At 35.4% G+C, this 19,009-nt stretch carries 13 protein-coding genes and 1 tRNA gene; 6 read left to right on the plus strand and 8 right to left on the minus strand.

Annotation, left to right across the window (positions count from 1 at the left end; translation table 11 throughout):
* Positions 1–594: 594 nt before the first annotated feature.
* Positions 595–670: transfer RNA gene (locus tag AC1MPL_RS01440), tRNA-Thr, on the plus strand.
* A gap of 45 nt (positions 671–715) precedes the next feature.
* Here AC1MPL_RS01440 and AC1MPL_RS01445 read toward each other — a convergent pair.
* Together AC1MPL_RS01445 and AC1MPL_RS01450 are read right to left on the minus strand one after the other, a co-directional pair.
* A complete protein-coding gene (locus AC1MPL_RS01445) occupies positions 716–2,677 on the minus strand; it encodes a phytase (RefSeq protein WP_479763648.1) in 1,962 nt (653 codons plus the stop codon).
* 50 nt (positions 2,678–2,727) lie between these two features.
* Positions 2,728–5,199, minus strand: coding sequence for a TonB-dependent receptor (locus AC1MPL_RS01450; protein WP_479763650.1), 2,472 nt, complete (start codon positions 5,197–5,199; stop codon positions 2,728–2,730).
* Positions 5,200–5,805: 606 nt separating this feature from the next.
* Between AC1MPL_RS01450 and AC1MPL_RS01455 the strand changes: the two genes are divergently transcribed.
* Positions 5,806–6,714 (plus strand): EamA family transporter, encoded by a 909-nt coding sequence (locus AC1MPL_RS01455; RefSeq protein WP_479763651.1) that lies wholly within the window; start codon positions 5,806–5,808, stop codon positions 6,712–6,714.
* Here AC1MPL_RS01455 and AC1MPL_RS01460 read toward each other — a convergent pair.
* The 5 genes from AC1MPL_RS01460 to AC1MPL_RS01480 form a co-directional block, all read right to left on the minus strand.
* Entirely contained in the window at positions 6,695–7,519 is an 825-nt protein-coding gene (locus tag AC1MPL_RS01460) for an SAM-dependent methyltransferase (RefSeq protein WP_479763653.1), read from the minus strand. The two genes, AC1MPL_RS01455 and AC1MPL_RS01460, sit on opposite strands and share 20 nt — an antisense overlap.
* Positions 7,520–7,534: 15 nt before the next feature.
* Positions 7,535–8,833: an FAD-dependent oxidoreductase gene (locus AC1MPL_RS01465; RefSeq protein WP_479766123.1), complete on the minus strand. Its 1,299-nt coding sequence runs from the start codon at positions 8,831–8,833 to the stop codon at positions 7,535–7,537.
* A gap of 246 nt (positions 8,834–9,079) precedes the next feature.
* Positions 9,080–11,089, minus strand: coding sequence for a TonB-dependent copper receptor (locus tag AC1MPL_RS01470; protein WP_479763655.1), 2,010 nt, complete (start codon positions 11,087–11,089; stop codon positions 9,080–9,082).
* 72 nt (positions 11,090–11,161) lie between these two features.
* The gene (locus tag AC1MPL_RS01475) at positions 11,162–11,578 is read right to left on the minus strand and encodes a DUF2946 domain-containing protein (RefSeq protein WP_479763657.1); all 417 of its coding nucleotides are present in this window, start codon (positions 11,576–11,578) and stop codon (positions 11,162–11,164) included.
* Positions 11,579–11,765: 187 nt separating this feature from the next.
* Entirely contained in the window at positions 11,766–13,880 is a 2,115-nt protein-coding gene (locus AC1MPL_RS01480) for a TonB-dependent siderophore receptor (protein ID WP_479763658.1), read from the minus strand.
* Between the two features lie 717 nt (positions 13,881–14,597).
* Here AC1MPL_RS01480 and pstS point away from each other — a divergent pair.
* From pstS to pstB, 4 genes are all read left to right on the plus strand, one after another.
* Positions 14,598–15,629 carry a phosphate ABC transporter substrate-binding protein PstS gene (pstS, locus tag AC1MPL_RS01485; RefSeq protein ID WP_479763660.1) on the plus strand — a complete coding sequence of 344 codons (1,032 nt, stop codon included), beginning with the start codon at positions 14,598–14,600 and terminating at the stop codon, positions 15,627–15,629.
* Positions 15,630–15,707: 78 nt separating this feature from the next.
* Entirely contained in the window at positions 15,708–16,658 is a 951-nt protein-coding gene (pstC, locus tag AC1MPL_RS01490) for a phosphate ABC transporter permease subunit PstC (RefSeq protein ID WP_023273121.1), read from the plus strand.
* A gap of 2 nt (positions 16,659–16,660) precedes the next feature.
* The gene (pstA, locus tag AC1MPL_RS01495; RefSeq protein WP_479763662.1) at positions 16,661–17,503 is read left to right on the plus strand and encodes a phosphate ABC transporter permease PstA; all 843 of its coding nucleotides are present in this window, start codon (positions 16,661–16,663) and stop codon (positions 17,501–17,503) included.
* A gap of 91 nt (positions 17,504–17,594) precedes the next feature.
* Entirely contained in the window at positions 17,595–18,374 is a 780-nt protein-coding gene (pstB, locus tag AC1MPL_RS01500) for a phosphate ABC transporter ATP-binding protein PstB (protein WP_479766124.1), read from the plus strand.
* A gap of 47 nt (positions 18,375–18,421) precedes the next feature.
* On the opposite strand, the gene AC1MPL_RS01505 is transcribed toward pstB, so the two are convergent.
* Positions 18,422–18,973 (minus strand): DUF2939 domain-containing protein, encoded by a 552-nt coding sequence (locus AC1MPL_RS01505; RefSeq protein ID WP_479763663.1) that lies wholly within the window; start codon positions 18,971–18,973, stop codon positions 18,422–18,424.
* Positions 18,974–19,009: the final 36 nt, after the last annotated feature.

Below are 19,009 nucleotides of genomic sequence, written 5' to 3' on the forward strand. Positions count from 1 at the left end.
TGACATTTAAGTGATAGATATATTAACATTCCGTTACTATACCTACTTTTGATTTTATTATTTTAAACATTGTCTTATAAGCGTATGGATCTTATAATTTACACGATATTACAGTTCAAAAAATCAAATACTCGCTCAGTAAAATAAATAAATTTTAATCTTATTTAAGTGAATATAATTAAAATTCACATATAAAAAACGATTGCCTCCAATAACCCATTTAGAAATATCAAACAACTATAATACATAAAACACCATTATCTTTAGTGCATTCAAAATAAAATATTTATTAATATAAATTCAAATACTTATTACAATAATAAAGAAATAATTTTATGCTTTATTTTTATAGAATTTAATAACATATCACATCATTATCTTAATCATTCTACTTTTAAATATGATTCTAATTTTTTAAAATTTTATAATTTAATATAACTTTTCACACTACTTACTTGCATTAAATTGACATATCTTAAAATGCATATAAATACTTCAAACTAAATTAAAACGAAGAATGAGATAATATCATGTTCTAATTGGTTACTTTTTGGCTTGACCTTTAAGTAAAATAAGATAGAATAGCCCCACGTTGCCGACATAGCTCAGTTGGTAGAGCAACTGACTTGTAATCAGTAGGTCCTCAGTTCGAATCCGAGTGTCGGCACCAACGAATTTTAAAAATCCTCTCATTATTGAGAGGATTTTTTTATGCCTACTCTTCGAGATTCAGCTTCTCAGAAATTTCAGCCCATGAAATATATTTAAAGTTTTGATGATCTTCTGGCATGACTTTATGCCCATCTTGAACAACTAACATCCCTTTTACCCAACCCTCGCCTAAGTTATGGCTCGTAACATCTAACCCATCCGTTTCAGATACAGCATCTATTTTCTCCACTCTATTCATCACAATCTTAAAACTACCACGATAACGATATGGTGCATGTGCTTCCATCACGGCATAACTATTATTCCCTTGGCTTGATACAACCAAATAGCTTTGTTTTTTGCCCTGATAAAGCCCCATTCCTTCAATATCATCTTGGATTTGGTTCTTCCCAACAACTGCAACTTCTTGCAAGTTGCTATTATTATGCAAAAGACTCTTTTGCCAAACTGCTCGATCTTCTTCACCAAGAAAAATTTGGTCATGTTGATCATCGACGACACAACCTTCGGGCTGAGTTTTTACAGAAAACCTCTGTATCTCTTTAGCATCTACTTTATTTTTCACAGCACTTAACTGATATTGAATAAATGTTCCATCTTTATCATTTGGAATTGCAAAAATATCGCCTTGTTTATTTTGATACAGACACAAACCATAAATATCTTTAAGTGACGTCTGTGCTTGCCCAATTTCTGCCACATGCCCAGTTTTTTTCTCAATTGCAAATAAATGCAAACTGTTATGATCTCTATTTGTTGCAACAGCCAAATCTACAAGCTCACTACCCCAATTAAAGTTGGGTCGAATATCTACATTATTAAGTCGTCCAACAGTTAAATATTGCTGCTCTTTTCCATCTAAGCCATAAACCTGTAACCCACCTTGTTTATCTGTACCCAATATTCTGGATGCTGTTGGTATTGCCTCGTTATACCAAATAGCAGGATCATCAGCAGCATCACCTATATTAGGTACAGGCGCAGTTTGAACTTTTGCCTGAATAAACTGAAAATGTTCATCTTTTTTAATAGTCTGATGAGCAACTGTATATGGTACTGATGCTATTTTTAATTTGTGATTATCATTTAATAATAACTCTACTTTTTCCCCTTCTTTTTTTGCATTCAACTGCTCAGTTTTTTGTAGTTCAAGGGTATTTAACCGATCTAAAATCTGCCAGTCTTTTCCATTATGAATATACTTATAAATAAAAGGTTGCTGTGTATCTACTACAAATAGTAAGTTATCTAGTTGAGTAAAGCCCCCTGGATTACCCTCTATATGACCATGAGGTTTTACCATATCTACAATTTTTCTTTTAAAAGGTTGTTCAGCATCTGTTGAATATTCCCAAATGCCTATTCCATCTTCATTAATAAGTAATAGCTCTTGTAAATCGTCTACAGTGCAAGATTTACTACCTATTGGTATGTTCAAATTTCTTACAAGCTGTTTTGAAATAGGATTAGTATTTACCGCCCATTGCTGTGCTGAACCTTGCCCACCAATCAAAAATGAATAAAGTTGCTGACTTTGATCTTGATACAGACAAACTGCTTCAACCTTAAAGTTTGTTTTTTCCAATAAAATAGAGGGCTGCCACTGTTTTGACTGTATATCAAAAATCAAAATTACTGGGCGCTGTTGCTTTAAATCGACAGTTTGTATAAATAACAAACTATCTTTGACTCGATAATCAACATCCCCAAAAGCACCATCAATTGACTGTAGGATACGATTTTGCTTGTCTAAAATCTGCAACCCATGTGTCTTACTGGTTTGAATAAGATGAGCTTCTGCCCAATGAGGGATATCTAGAGTTTTTGCCGACTGAACTTTAAATATATTTGGACCATTTTTAGTTTCTGTAGATGAAAATTGAATAATTCCACTTTGAGATGTAACTAATGCTTTAGGAATAAAGGTAGGTTTTTGGCTACAACCAATTAAACCGAGTAAAACCACACTGACAAAACAAGATTTTTTCAAAAAAATTATACTCATTATTTAAGCTCTAACTGTTCGCAAAATTAAAGGCGTCCCTGCCTATCAAATTAGAAACTTGTATAAGTAAGACCTAACTTATATGTTGGACCATACGTTTCATACTGTGCATTCAGTGCTTTATTTCCTGTATATGCATAATATTTTTCATTGGTAATATTTGCGATATCAAACTTCAATTTAAGGTTTTTAGTCATATTAAAATAACTACTAAAATCGACAAATAGCTGACGATCATTATAAATATCTAAATTGGATTGATTGACCGCACCAAGCTCATACAATGCTGGCGTCTTATAATTGGCTGAAAATTTCATACCCAAACGCTCACCTTCCCACCCAAGCATTACATTACCTACAAATTTTGATTGGCTTGGAAAAGATATTGTTCGTTGGTTGTTCATATCCTTAATTTTTGCATCTGAATGGCTAATTGTTGTATTTACACCCCAAATAAGACCATTCCACGGCGCACTTAACCCATCCATTTTTTGAGAATATGCAAGTTCTAAGCCATACAAATTGGCATGCTCACCATTTTGATACGTTGTTGCTGTATCAAAGTTTCGCCAAACTCCCTGCCCTGCTAAGTTAGTTTGGTAGACAAAATTATTAATCTTCTTATAAAAAACATTGGCTGAAATTGTACTAGCTGTTCCAAAGTAACGTTCTATACTTAAATCAAAATTCTTTGATGTAAGGGGTTTTAACTGAGGATTACCAAACTCGGCATCTGTACTATCAATTTTTACACCTGGTGAAGACTGTGCAAAAGTTGGTCTTACAACTGTATTTGTATATGCTGCTCGTAAGAGAGTTTGTTTATTTAGCTCATAACGCACACTCAAATTTGGGAGCCAATGTTGATAATTTTGCTTTGTAGATGTTGGAGTAATTACACCATCTTTATACACATAACCATTGGCAGATTTATGCGTATCTTCAAAACGTAGTCCAGCAATTACTCTCAAATCACCAATATCTATGCTATTCATTACATATGCAGCATTAATATTTTCACGACTGTTAAAATCATTAACAATTGAAAGCTGACGATCAATGTTCTGATCTGAATTTAACCCTTTTAAGCGCTCACGAACACTATTTGCATTAATTAAAGGACCAAACTGACCTAAGCTATAATCTGCATTTCCATAAAAATCTGCACCACCTTTTAATTTTTTATAGCTCCATGCATTTTCATCATTTGTTTTTTCTCGCTGACTTACTTTAGCACCAAACTTAAACTCACTTGAATAATTCGCGATACTATAATCACGAGTAAAATCAAGTTTAATATTTTTTTCTGTATCTTTTGAATGTTCTTCTTTTTCTTTAATACTACTTAATGAAAAATTATTTGGATCGTATAAATCAGCACCAGCAGAAAAAACGGGCTCAGTTGTATCTTGGTAGCTTAGTTTTTTAAACTTCCCTGTATACTCTGCTGCAGAAATACCTCGTGGATCTTTTTGCTCCGCTTGGCTATAACCAATTTGCCCTTCAGCTACCCACAAACCTAGCTGATGCTTACCACCAAAAACATAAGATTGAATATTTTGATCTTCTTCACGAGCTTTTAATGCGCGGGTAACTTTACCTGTGCAAATCTGATTAACTGCACAAGATGTATCAAATTTAGCATTGAGTGAATTTCTTGTTTCTGTATCTACAAAGCGACTATATAAAGTTCTTAAATAGTATTGACTCGATTCATTACGCCAGTCGAAATTTAAACCTGCACCAAGACGTTCACGTTGAATATCGTAATAACGCATAGAGATTTTATCTAATTTTTGCTCACTCCAAGCACCACCTGTTTCAACATTATCAGATCCAAATTTTCGATTTTGATAACTCAATGCTGCCGCAACACCAAAATTATCTTCACCACCAAATATGTTAAAACGATTGCTGATTGCCCCTGAAAATTTAGGGCTATATTTATCTCTTAACTCATTGTAAGCACCTTCTGCTGAACCTGTATAGAACAACCCTTTATGATCAAAAGCAGAAAGACTATTAACCTGAACTGTACCGCCTAGAGAGTTGGCATCTAAATCTGGTGTCAATGTTTTCACTACAGCTAAGGACTGTACAAGTTCTGAAGGAAGAATATCTAAAGCAACACCTCTACGTTTTGCTTCTGGTGCTGGTACCAACGTACCATTGATGGTAACTGCATTTAAGTCTGCATTTAAACCACGTACAGAAACAAAACGCCCCTCTCCTTGATCACGTTCAACAGATACACCAGGCAAACGATGTAATGCTTCTGCCGCATTATCATCAGGCAGTTGACCAATCGCATCTGCATGCACCACACTACTAATTGAATCCGATGCCTTCTGTTCACGAAGCGCAGCGTTCATACTTGCTGCTTGCCCAACACCAACCACATCAATCGTACCTAATGATTGTGCATCTGAGCCTTGCGCATATGTATTTGATACTGCTGCCATTGCTAAAATAAGTGCACTCGGTTTTAATAAAATGTGCACTGTCTTTGTCTTTTTTTTCACTAAAGTATTCCCCCAAAAATAAAAAATAATTGGCAGAATAATAGTAATTAACTATGAATAATATATTACATTATATTATTTTTATATTTAATTTAATGCTCTAAAACACATAAATGGACTGATTTAACACAGTGCTCACACCATAGAATCATCAACAACAAAATAACTAACCCGTAAGGTTTTTGGGATATCAAATAAGATTATAAGTAAAAATAAATGATTAGAATAATTACTAAAGCCATTTAGGTAAAAATCAATGTATTCGTGAATATTCACTAATTTCTATACAGGTTGTCGCTCCCATATTACTTGTAAAAAGATACGCATCTTAGCCAAAAATTTAAACAGATCAATACCAATAAAATTTGACCTACTTTCAGCTATTGTAACTACTTGATCAATAGTAAAATAAAAACTATAAGTCATTAAAATTAAAAACTAACATTTACTTATATATTATTAGAATAAAAATGGCGAAATACACCAATAATTTAGCGTTTAATATTTACTGATTCCAATTAAAAATATATTCCAAAAAATAACCTATATGCTATAAATTTGATAAAGGATAATAACACCAAGACGATATGGGAAAAGGACTACTCTATGACACCAAAAGATATCTTGCTCGCAATCATTATTATTTTTGCATGGGGATTTAACTTTGTTATTATTAAACTAGGTGTTAATGATATTCCACCTTTTTTGTTAGGTGCTCTACGCTTTATATGTGTAGCTTTTCCTGCAATTTTCTTTATTCCACGCCCCAAGATACCACTCTACCTTATTGCATTTTATGGGCTTACACTCTGTTTTGGGCAATTTGCATTACTGTTTTTAGCCATTCATCTTGGTATGCCAGCAGGTATAGCCTCGTTAGTCCTACAGTCACAAGCATTTTTTACTATTTTACTGAGTTATATATTTTTAAAAGAAGGTATAAAACTTCCACAAATGATAGGTATGTGTGTCGCTTTATTTGGTCTAGTTATATTGGCTTCTAGTCAATATATGCAACATACACAGACTATCATTCCTATGTTTCCACTCTTTCTTGTTTTAGCTGCAAGTTTTTCATGGGCTATTGGTAATATCTACAATAAAATTATTCTAAAAACAGGTCAAACGAAAACACTTTCATTAGTTACATGGGGTGGTTTGTTCCCCATTATTCCATTTTTGCTCTGCTCATTTATATTTGAAGGCAAGGCACAAATTTTACATAGCCTTAGCCATTTTTCAGCCCAAGACCTAATTATTGTACTTTACCTTTCAATGATTTCATCGTTAATTGGCTATAGTTTATGGGGATACCTACTAAATAAATACGAAACATGGAAAGTTGCACCACTTACGCTACTTGTGCCCATAATAGGCCTATTTTCTGCTTTTTTACTTTTAGATGAAGTGCTTTCAATACAACAGCTTATCGGCATTTTTATTGTTATCTTTGGGCTTTGTATTAATGTATTCGGCAGTCGTATTATTCAAAAGTTTAAGGCAATCTATGGCTAACCACTTGCACATAGTCCACAATTCCCGCTTTAAAAAGTTGATGGCATAACTTTGCTGTCAATTTAATTTTAAGTCCATCTATACCATTACATTTATCTTTCCTGTGCTCAATATAATTTGAAAATCCTCCAAACACTGGCTCAGTCAATATTTGAATATCTGTATATTGCCAACTTGAGTTTTGGAGTATTTGTCGAAGTTGAGCTTGATTATATAATGCATTGATGTGAATATCTGCAAGAGCAAGTAAACATTGATACTTCTTTTTTTGTAAAAAAGATAATTCTTCCCACCGTGGTGTAACGATTAAATAGTGAAAACCCAATCGTGTTTTTTTATGTGCACTTACTGAAATTGAATTTAAAAATTCAGGTAGTGAATGATGATATAAGGCATCTATGCAGAAAATAACATCATATTTTGAATTTAAAGAAAGTGCTTTTAAGTTTAAAAATGAACCTTGATAGAAGCTCACATTATTCAAACAGTCTTGTGTTTTTAAATAATTTAAACATTCTATTTGCAACTCAACGGCGCTTATCTGCCTAACAGCATATTTCTCTTGCCATAAACTTAAACTTGCTCCCCAACCACATCCTAAATCCAATACTGCATCATCGCTTTTTAACGCCAATGCATTTGCCAAAGATATTGCTAAATTTTGACATGCTTCAGGATAAGTAAGATGAGGGGTATAATACCATAGACCCAAATTCGTCCATGGCAAAACTGCATCATCCCCCAACATAGATGCATTAACAGCATATTTATGTTGAAGGATTTTTGTTTTTTGGTTCTGCATCATTGCAAATGAGCGAGTTTAGTAACCCAACTCAGGCGCAACTTCTACTTTTGGTTTTAAACCTACAAAAGGTAAAGGTGCACCTAAGTTTTTAGCAATTTGCATTGCAGATGTCACAGCAGACTCTAAAATTGGTAAACCATCGCAAGACCATGAACCACAGAAATATACTTTGCGATCGACTGCTTTTTGACGGCGTTGTAACTCATTGTTTAACTCTATCGTTTGCCAATTCACAACAGCACGACTAAGTTTAACAGTAGATACCACTTTTTTCGGATCAATTGGTGTAACAGGACGCCATGTTTGGAACACTGCCTCTTTTCCTACCAATGTTGGTTCTACTGCGTTCATCCATACCGTAAATTGTTGTTTGGTAAATTTACGATCCATCATATAACTTAAAACAGACCAATCTTTACGGCGAGGTGGCATCACACTTGAATCGGTATGAATAACTAAATCACCTTCCTCAAATCTAAACTGCTTCAATAGATCAATATCTTCAGCAAACTGTTCTTTATTCAAGAAATCTTCAAGCTTATTTGTTGGTGTTGCAACAATTGTACGGTCAAACAGTTGTTTAACACCTGCCTCATTTTCAACGTAAACTTTTTCGCCTTGAAGCTCAACTTTTGTTACTGCCGAACCACTCTGAATGTCTACACCTTCGATGAGCTTATTTACAAAAGCAGGCGTACCACCTTTTAAACGAAGCAACTGATCACCATTGGTTAGTTGCTGTAAAAACACCAACAATGGTTTCGCAGGCCATTCACCAATCGTTTCAGGATTACACGTACAAATGGTATAAAGCACAGGCATCACTGCACCATGCCAAAATACTTCTTCAATTTCATTTTTATTAATAAATTCGGTCAGCGTAATATCTTGATGCTTAGACTTAAAGAAACGATAAATTGCGCTTTTAAGCTGTAGCATGCCTTTGACTAAACGAACACCATACTGTTGTAACCCTTTACGGTTATTAATAATTGGAAAGTTACCAATAGGTGCACGAGATGTGGTTAGCCATGTTTCTGTTTTTTCTTCAAATAGCCAACTACAAGACATATAAGTGCGTACTGGGAAAGTATCTATGCCCAAATGTGTTGCAAGACTCAACGTATTTTTCCATAAATACGGATTCATTACACGCAAAGGCGCATCAATCATGCCACCATCAAACTCAATTGTGTGACTATCCATGCCACGACCAGGAAGTGCTTCAAACACGGTTATATTGTGTCCTGCATCTTTTAGAATTCGAGCTGTGGCAAGCCCTGCCATGCCACTACCAATGACTGCAATATCCAATTTCTTATCCATTTTCAAAAAAGTTTTTTTTATTATGCGTGATAATGCCATGAAAAACTTTATTAAAAACTACCATTATTCATTGTTGTGTATGGTTTTCTTAACTCATATTGAGCTGTGCGATCATCAAATGAATACGCTTTCAAAAGTCCTTTTACATTTTTATTCGTAAAATAAAATAATTTCAAACGCTTAAATATAGAATAGGCTATTGAAATCAATAGCCTATTTTTACAACAATCCTATTTAGAAGTTAACCTGTAAACGTGCCCAATAGTTACGTCCAATATTATTGATTTGTTCTGTACCAATATTCCCTGCGCTTGCAGCACCTAGCTTGTTTAAGTGTTCTGTATAGTTACGATTCAAAACATTGTCTATGCCTAATGCCAAACTCATATCAGTGGTGATTTGATATGTTCCATTAATAGACAATACCCCAAAACCTCGACTCGAACCAAGGTCATACCCGACAACATTTCCTTCATTTTCACGATAACGATGCTGTGCAGAAACCAAACGCCACAATGCGCCAAGACTATACTTTTCTGTGACATAGTTTAAATTCACACGTGCTTCAAATGGTGCAATTTGTGGCAATGCCGTACGGTTCGTTGTATTTTCTCCCCAAGCATACATACCGCTCACATCTGCTTGAAGATGGTCTGTAAACGCATAACCCACCCCAAGCTCGCTACCTGCAATACGTGCATTTACATTCATCACACTACGATTGGGTGCATAGCGCATCAAAATAAAATCTTTCACTTGCCCAACATAAGCAGAAACCCAATGCGACAGCGCACCGTGTTTATATTGATAGCCTAAATCAATCTGTGTTGTTTTTTCAGGTTTTACACGATTAAAGACATCTTTCGATCCATCGGTTGCCATACTCATAGGCGAAAATATTTCCCAATAATCTGGCATACGTTGTACATGTCCAATTCCAATATAAGTATTGGTATTCAGCTCAGGATATTGACTCTCTAAACGTAAAAAACCACTCGGTAAAACTGTATTTCGTGTTTGATTGAATGCTTGAGTTTTTGCACGAAAATCTTGTACTTGAACAGCATCAAAACGCGTACCAGATACTATTTTTTGATGATCGGTCAGTTGATATCTTCCCTCTGCAAAAGCACCATAAGACTCAAAAGTCATATCTTTTTGCCTTGGTATACTTGCATAATTCAGCCCGCCACGGCTTGTATGTGTATTATGCTGACTGTCTACTCCTGCAAGCACTGTAAGCCGATCTGTCCATATGGTCGTGAATTCCAAACGGCTATTTAATGTTTCACGTGCAACATTAGATAACATCTTCATCCCCTTCACAGGGCGCATACGGTAGTTATCCATAATGTGATCATTAAAGTTATAATTCACTTGTGCATCAATTTTTTGAATAAACGTATTGATATTCTTTTTTTGAAGATGTAGCCCTAGACTTTCTCGCCCAAACTTGGTGCCATCCATTCCACGCCCTGCGTAAGACGCTTCACCATCGGCTTTTCCTGCTGTTGCTTCAATCCATGTATCTTCATCGGGTGTCCAACCTGCCGATATATCTGCATTCCATTTCTCCCAATTTGAATGCACATTATGACCTTGGCCATCTTTATAATCATTTGAAACAGAGCGATTTGCATTCACTCTCAAATACTTGGTACTGTCACCTATCGTAAGATCTAAGTTATGATCCCATCGACCAAATGAACCTACGACTGTACTTGCCTGACCTTCAATATTTTTTCCTTCAGGCAAATGTACTGCATCTCGCTCAAACATCACCGTCGCTGCCGAACCGGGATTGGCAAATCGAACTGTTTCAGGGCCCTTCAAAACTGTAATTTTATCAAAACTTTCTGGTGAAATATAAGAGGTTAGTGAGTCCATACGCCCACCACATGCACCTAAATTTTCAGAGCCATTGGTAAGCATTTTTATTCTTGAGCCAAACATTCCTCTAAATGTCACATCGCTATTGGCTAAACCTGAGCTTTTCACTGCATTAAATCCCATAATGCTTTGTAAATAAGATGCTCCATCAATCGCAGGAATTGGTTGTATAGGTTGTTTTGGGTCTTTAACAACCACTAGCCCATTGGCTTCATTGCCTTTTTCTGCGGTAAGTACAATCGGTACTAAATGATGTGATGTATCTTGCTGTATATCCGCCATACTAGAGCTAGAATAAAGAACAATAGAGATGGCTACAGTCAATCGCTGCATAAAAAAGTTTGCATTTAACATAAATTACTCAAATTTCAGATAAAACAATGCTATAGGCACTTCAAAGCCCATAAAAATTAAATTTTCTGTGGTTTAAGTAAAAAGAGGTGGCGCGCGCCCTTGAGGAATTAAAAAGAGTCGTTGTAGTACAAAATAGATATGCTGAAATGCACGTGCAAATGCCAGCAATCTAATCTTTAAACGATCAAAAACTTCATCTATACCTAAGTCAACAAATGGAATAATATGATTATAAACAGTACAGAAAGGACATTGATGAGATGCATCATGGTGGCTATTTTGATGTGTTTTTGCCATATGCATTGACGTACTCATATGCATATGATGATCGGACATATTGTCACTTTGATCTTGCATTAAAGCCGTTGTGATTTGCTCACAAACAAGTGCAACCTGATATTGCTGAGGCAAAAAAGGCTGTAGAAAAACCGCAAGTTGTAAGATGATTGCTCCGAAAGAGAGAGCCAAACCAGACTTAAACAAGAGCATCACATGAATGAAATAATTGCGAAAATCATAGCATATACTGTCATAATTTATTCATAAAACTTTAACAATATTCCCTATTTATTAATTTTTTTATCCTCATTTCTTATTGTATAAAATGTAATTATTGATAGAAACAAGGCACTTTATTCATAATAAGGTGCCTTGGTTTTTTTCATTCTGCATAAAACTAGAACTGATAGTTCATTGTTAAAAAGAGCTCACGCGGATTGCCCGGTGTCACCCAAAGGTCTTTTAGGCTTGAACTATAATATGTTTTATTCAATGCATTATTGAGCGTCAGTTGGAAACGTAATTTTTCATTAACTTGATAATAACTATTCAAATTGACCAAGGTATATGCAGGTAACTCAAAACCATCATCTGCCACATTACCAGAACGTGCAGACACATATTGAATATTACCGCCTATACCAACTTTTTGTACACCTGATTGCCATACATCATACATTGCAAGTAAGTTTGCAGTATGCTTCGGTGTATTCAATAAACGTGCTCCCTTATTAATTCCTTGAGAAGCATCACCTTGAGTCACAACAGCATCTATATATGTATAAGCAAGTTTTACATTTAAAGCATCCGTTGGTTGTGCGGTCAAATCTAACTCTAAACCACGACTTTTTTCGGCACCAGTTGTTGTCATATATGCACTATTATTGATATCTGTACGTGCTACATTTTCTTTTTTCACGTGGAACACAGACATGCTTGATGTTAGCTGATCGTTAAACAATTTTGTTTTTAGACCAACTTCATACGTCCATGCTTTTTCAGGGTCAAGTGGTTGGTTTTGAATCTTTAAACCTGAATTGAGGTGAAAAGACTGCCCTGCACCTGCAAAGACAGAAAACTGATCATTGATTAGATAGTTTGTTGCAAACTTAGGACTAAAGTGATTAAAGTCTTTAGAACCTGAAATTTTTTGTGATGACTCACTATAAGACTGCTGATAAACATCAAATCGTCCACCGAGCGTAACAGACCACTGATCGGTAAAATCAAGCATATCTGTTACAGATAAACCTAAATTTTTCTGCTTTTCGCTTGGGCTAAATGTTGGTTTAACATTCGGCAATGCACTGCCATATACAGGATTATAAATATTGACAATATCTACTGAGTTTGTACCTTTTACACGATATCTTTGTAAATTATTTTTAATATCTAAATAGCTTGCTGTTGTTCCAATCACAAGTTTATTCGGTATGCCCCATGTCTCAAACTGCCCTAATAAATCATGATTAATTAAATAGCTTGTTGTTTTATAGTCGCGGTAACGGCGCTCTCTATTTAAGTCACCTTTTGAATTTAAAAGCTGAAATGCCTCAGAAGAAAAACCTGACCAATCATTTTCTTTATAATTAAAAGCGGCTTGGCTTGTCCACTGGTCATTCCATACCTCTTTAACACGTACCTGTTGTAAATAGTCTTTCATGGTCATTAAACCATCGTCTTTTTCACCCAAAAAACGACTATTAGGAATAACACCTAATTGTTTATTTTGTGCCAAAACCCCACGATCAAACATGCTTCGTGTAAAAGAATATTCACTGTCATAATCGACCTGTGTGTTATCGGAAGGCTGCCATGTCAGTTGTGGTGCAAAAAATAAGCGATTATTTTTTACATAGTCACGAAAACTATGGTTATTTTCATAAGCAATACCAAAGCGATAAGCAACAGTATCAGTTAAAGCATTGGTTGAATCCACTGCTGCACGATATTGGTCATACGACCCACCACGCAGTTGTAAGCCATGCTGTGGCTCAAACTTTGGCTTCTTCGTAACCACATTGAGTGTACCGCCCGGATCGCCAGCACCATACATTGCAGCGGCAGGGCCTTTTAAAAACTCGATTTGTTCGACATTAACCATATCTCGTGCAGCACTCATTCCCAAATTCGAATTAATGCCATTACGTAAACTTGAAGCACCTATGGTCTGGTCAGTATTAAAGCCTCGAACTGAATAGTTATCCCATAACCCACCCATTGGATTAAGTGCAGATACACCGCTTACTATAGCCAATGTATCATTTACACGTTGTGCATTGGTGTCTTCTAAAACTTTATGACTAACCACATCGACCTTTTGAGATGCCTTCATTGGGTCAATTTCAAACTTGGTTGAAACAGATGAACTTTTACCTACATATGGTGCGACTACACTGCCCGATGAGAGCTTAATTGTTGCTAATGTTTCAACTGATTTTTCTTCTGCATTAGATACAGAACTGACTAATAAAAGTGCTAAAGGCACAACCCCAACAGAATACTGCTTCATAGTAAAATAAAAAAATAAATTATTATGTTATAATATAACATATAGATATCAAACCTTCACTACTTATGTTTTTTAAATATATTTTTTAATAATATAAATACAATATAGCCTCTAAATAATTTACTAAGCGTTAAAGTAGCTCACAGAATTCCGCCATATCTATTTTTTAAATATGAGATGTGTCATATAGAATTTTAGTTATGATATGGTCATCTTTTTATAACAAAGTTGCAACATAATAGCGCCTTTTTTAGCTTAGACTCCATAAATAATCTTACAAAATTTGCGATCACTTTTTATTCAATTGAAATTATTTAATTTGTATTTTTTTAATAGAACATCATATAAAAACAATAACTATAATGAATAAATATTAATCACCAAATAACCATTAAAATTATTACCACGTACCACTATAAAAATTATTTTTTATTTTTTAATATAAAAATTATATACCTACGAAAATATAAATGCCCATCAAAATAATGGATCAAAAAAATATTAAATAAACCTTAATTTAATTATATTTTAAAACTATAATTAAATTATAAACATTTGTTTTAAAAAAATAATTTAACAATACATTACAAATAGTCCCGTCATCTAAATGTAATAAATAACTTCTAATTTAAAGTCAGTTTCGTCTAATACAATTCCTATATTTTTATCACCTAAAAAATTATAGGGAATAGAAAGTATCCACTTTGGGGAACATCCATGGCTTACCGTACAAAAAGACTTTTCAAGTCATCATTATTGGCTTTACTTGCACCACTTGCACTTTCTGTATCTGTCGCTCAAGCAGCCGAAATCACAGGTGCAGGATCAACTTTCGTTTATCCAGTATTATCTAAGTGGTCTGCCGCTTACAATACAAAAACTGGAAACAAAGTGAACTATCAGTCTATCGGTTCTGGTGGTGGTATTGCTCAAATTAAAGCAGGTACAGTCACTTTCGGTGCATCAGATATGCCTTTAACCCCACAAGAATTGAATAATGCTGGCTTAAAACAATTCCCAGTTATTGTTGGTGGTGTTGTTCCTGTTGTAAACATTGATGGTGTTGCGCCTGGCTCATTACACTTAACGGGTGCTGTTCTTGCAGATATCTTCTTGGGTAAAATTACAAAGTGGAATGACCCTGAAGTTCAAAAACTTAACCCAAGCTTGAAATTACCAGATCAACGCGTTTCTGTTGTTCACCGCTCTGATGGTTCAGGTACAACATTTAACTGGGCAAACTACCTTTCAAAAGTAAGTCCAACATGGAAAAGTAAAGCAGGTGAAGGTACTTCAATCTCTTGGCCTACAGGTGTAGGCGGTAAAGGTAATGAAGGTGTTGCTGCATATGTAAAACAAATTAAAGGTTCTATTGGTTACGTTGAGTTGGCTTACGCTCTACAAAACAAAATGAGCTATACAGCTCTACAGAACAAAGCTGGCAAGTTCGTACAACCAAGTACAGCTTCATTCCAAGCTGCAGCAGCTGGTACAAATTGGAATCAAAACCCTGACTTCTACAATATTATTACAAATGCACCAGGAGAAAACTCTTGGCCAATTACTGCAACAACGTTTGTAATTATGCATAAAGTACCAAAATCTGTGAACGAAAGCCGTGAAGCGCTTAACTTCTTTAAATGGTCTTTAGAAAATGGTCAAGCAGATGCTAAAGCACTTGACTATATTCCTTTACCAAGCAACCTAGTGAAAGAGATCGAAGGCTATTGGTCTAAGAATATTAAATAATTCATGCTTGTTATCTCCCCAAATCCAACAAAGTAATTTTGTTGGATTTATTTCTTTTAAAAATGAAGCTCTTCGATGATGAAACAAAATAGTAATTCTGATTTTAAAGATCAACGTAACGATAAACTCTTTCATTATACCGTCAAAAGCTGTGCTGTTTTTGTTCTTCTCATTATGCTGGCTGCTTCTTTCTCAATGATTTGGGGAGGTAAAGAGGCTTTTCAAACATTTGGTAGTTCATTTGTTTGGAGCAGTGCATGGGATCCCGTAACAAAACAATTCGGCGCACTTGTTCCTATTTATGGCACATTGGTCACATCATGTATTGCCATGCTTATTGCCGTACCTGTAAGTTTTGGTATTGCCATTTTTATCACTAACCTTGCTCCCAACTGGTTAAAAACACCAATCTCAACTGCAATTGAGCTATTGGCCGGTATTCCTTCTATTATTTATGGTATGTGGGGACTTTTTGTTTTCGTACCATTTATGGCAGACCATGTTTACCCTTGGGTAGATGAACACATGGGTGCTCTCCCCCTAATTGGTCAACTTTTTCAAGGCCCACCTATTGGCTTAGGTATGCTTACCGCAGGCATTGTGCTTAGTATTATGATCATTCCTTTTGTTTCATCAATTATGCGTGAAGTATTTTCAACTGTACCAACACCGCTTATTGAATCAGCTTATGCTGTCGGAAACACGACATGGGAAGTCATTTGGGATATCGTTTTACCCTATACAAGATCATCTGTACTCGGTGGTATTTTCCTCGGTCTTGGTCGCGCACTAGGTGAAACAATGGCAGTTACCTTTGTACTTGGTAATGCACACCAACTCAGTATTTCCTTACTACAACCGGGCAACTCTATTTCAGCAACTATTGCCAATGAGTTTACAGAAGCAGATTCAAGCTTATATCTTTCATCGCTTCTTGCTTTAGGTTTTATCCTATTTGTCGTTACATTTATTGTGCTTGCTTTAGCACGATTCATGCTCGGCCGCCTAGCACGTCGTGAAGGAGCATAATCATGTCAAATATGCTTTGGAAAACTCGCCAAATTAAGAATACTCTTGCAAAAGTATTTTCACTTACAACGGCTTTTATTGGTTTATTTTGGTTAGTTTGGATTTTATGGACGACACTAACCAATGGTCTACCTGCAATAAATATGCACCTCATTACTGCAATGACACCTCCACCTGGTGAATCAGGCGGGATGCTCAACGCAATTGTAGGTAGTATCATTATGAGTACCATTGCAATCTTAGTGGGTACACCTATTGGTATTGCAGCAGGTACTTATCTATCTGAATATGCAAGAGAAACCAAGCTCGGCTTCTGTGTACGTTTCATTAATGACATTTTACTTTCTGCACCATCTATCGTTATTGGTCTATTCGTATATGAAATTATGGTTAGACGCATGGGGCACTTCTCTGCTTTAGCAGGGTCAATCTCTCTTGCATTTTTAGTACTACCTGTCGTTGTTCGCACAACCGATGAAATGCTACAACTTGTACCAAATACAATGCGTGAAGCAGCACAAGCACTGGGTATTCCTCGTTGGAAAATCGTAAACCAAGTTTTATATCGTGCTGCAATGTCAGGTATCATCACAGGTATACTTCTTGCGCTTGCACGTATCTTGGGTGAAACAGCACCGCTACTATTTACAGCACTCAATAACCAATATTGGTCAACCGATATCATGCAACCTATGGCAAATGTCCCTGTTGTCATTTTCCAATATGCAATGAGCCCTTATGATGACTGGCATGCACTTGCATGGGCAGGTGCATTGGTCATGACATTATTTGTCCTCATTCTCGGCATCATTTCGCGTTCACTTTTAGTGAAAAAGGAGAAATAAGATGGATATCAAAGAAGTAAAAAATCCTACTGCAAATGCAAACCATCAGCATATTTCTATTCCTCCACATTCAGATATCATTCTCGATTCTATGAACACAACAACTCCGCATACTGAAAAAGCAAAGCTTGATGTACGTAACCTCAACTTTTATTACGGCGACACTCAAGCACTTAAAAACATTAATATGGTCATTCCTGAAAACCGTGTAACTGCACTGATTGGGCCATCAGGTTGCGGAAAGTCTACTCTTTTACGTATTTTTAACCGTATTTATGATATTTACCCAAAGCTACGTGCAGAAGGTGAGATTATTTTTGATGGAAAAAATATCTTAAAAGATCAAATTTCAATTAACCAACTTCGTGCAAAAATTGGAATGGTATTCCAAAAACCAGTTCCATTCCCAATGACGATTTATGAAAACATTGCCTATGCAATCCGTCATTACGAAAAACTTTCTAAATCAGAAATGAATGACCGCGTTGAAAAAGCATTACGTGATGGTGCGCTTTGGGATGAAGTTAAAGATAAACTGCATAAAAGTGCTTTAGGACTTTCTGGTGGTCAACAACAGCGTTTATGTATTGCGCGTGCTGTAGCACTTAAACCTGAAGTATTGTTACTCGATGAGCCAACATCTGCACTTGACCCAATTTCAACTGCAAAAATTGAACAGCTTATTGAAGAACTAAAACAGCAATATTCTGTGCTTATTGTAACGCATAACATGCAACAAGCAGCACGTATTTCTGACTATACTGGGTTTATGTTTATGGGTGAACTTATTGAATTAGATCATTCAAATAACATCTTTACCAACCCACAAAAACAACAAACAGAAGACTATATTACTGGTCGATTCGGTTAAGCCTCTATTTTATGGAGCAAGTATCAACTTGCTCCATTTTCTCACCTCTAGCTTACTCTTGGTAAATTCACCGCTTTAAGCTTCCAAGCTAGCCCATCTCTAGAAAAATGGAAATATACGGGTTCATCCTGATCACTATTTTGCACACAAACAGAAAATTGATTTAATGAATCATAATGTTTTTCATAAAAAATATCTGTTGTTGTTGGAATTTGTGCCTGAAAAAGAGAAAATTGATGATCAATAACATCACGATTTGTTAAGTAATGCCCCATCATCAATAATGCTATATTTTGTGGTGTAAACACTCCTTTAACTAAGTTATATGTATATGAAGATGCTATCATTGAACCAAGATTGGCAAAATTATTATCTCCCGTCCCTTCCCTAGAAAGCTGATACATCAAGTCTGTATCTATTTGACTTTCCAGATTCTGCTCTAAATCTGGCAGACTCGTACTTTGAAGTATTGCATTATAGTTCCCCTGCCTAATTGCATGTTGTAATTCATAAAACATTACATATGGTGACAAGTACAAATAACCAAAAAAAAATAAACAGAACAAAATCGAAATTTTTCTTACTCTTGTTACAAACACAGCTTCACCTATTATTTTTTCTTAGATTTATTAAAC

The sequence above is a fragment of the Acinetobacter sp. N1-1 genome (assembly GCF_056711485.1).

What these genes read in the sequence shown, in the direction of transcription:
- AC1MPL_RS01445 (WP_479763648.1), bottom strand. Translation starts at nt 2,677, where the DNA reads ATGAGTATAATTTTTTTGAAAAAATCTTGTTTTGTCAGTGTGGTTTTA.
- AC1MPL_RS01455 (WP_479763651.1), top strand. Translation starts at nt 5,806, where the DNA reads ATGACACCAAAAGATATCTTGCTCGCAATCATTATTATTTTTGCATGG.
- AC1MPL_RS01460 (WP_479763653.1), bottom strand. Translation starts at nt 7,519, where the DNA reads ATGATGCAGAACCAAAAAACAAAAATCCTTCAACATAAATATGCTGTT.
- AC1MPL_RS01470 (WP_479763655.1), bottom strand. Translation starts at nt 11,089, where the DNA reads ATGTTAAATGCAAACTTTTTTATGCAGCGATTGACTGTAGCCATCTCT.
- AC1MPL_RS01475 (WP_479763657.1), bottom strand. Translation starts at nt 11,578, where the DNA reads ATGCTCTTGTTTAAGTCTGGTTTGGCTCTCTCTTTCGGAGCAATCATC.
- AC1MPL_RS01480 (WP_479763658.1), bottom strand. Translation starts at nt 13,880, where the DNA reads ATGAAGCAGTATTCTGTTGGGGTTGTGCCTTTAGCACTTTTATTAGTC.
- pstS (WP_479763660.1), top strand. Translation starts at nt 14,598, where the DNA reads ATGGCTTACCGTACAAAAAGACTTTTCAAGTCATCATTATTGGCTTTA.
- pstC (WP_023273121.1), top strand. Translation starts at nt 15,708, where the DNA reads ATGAAACAAAATAGTAATTCTGATTTTAAAGATCAACGTAACGATAAA.
- pstA (WP_479763662.1), top strand. Translation starts at nt 16,661, where the DNA reads ATGTCAAATATGCTTTGGAAAACTCGCCAAATTAAGAATACTCTTGCA.
- pstB (WP_479766124.1), top strand. Translation starts at nt 17,595, where the DNA reads ATGAACACAACAACTCCGCATACTGAAAAAGCAAAGCTTGATGTACGT.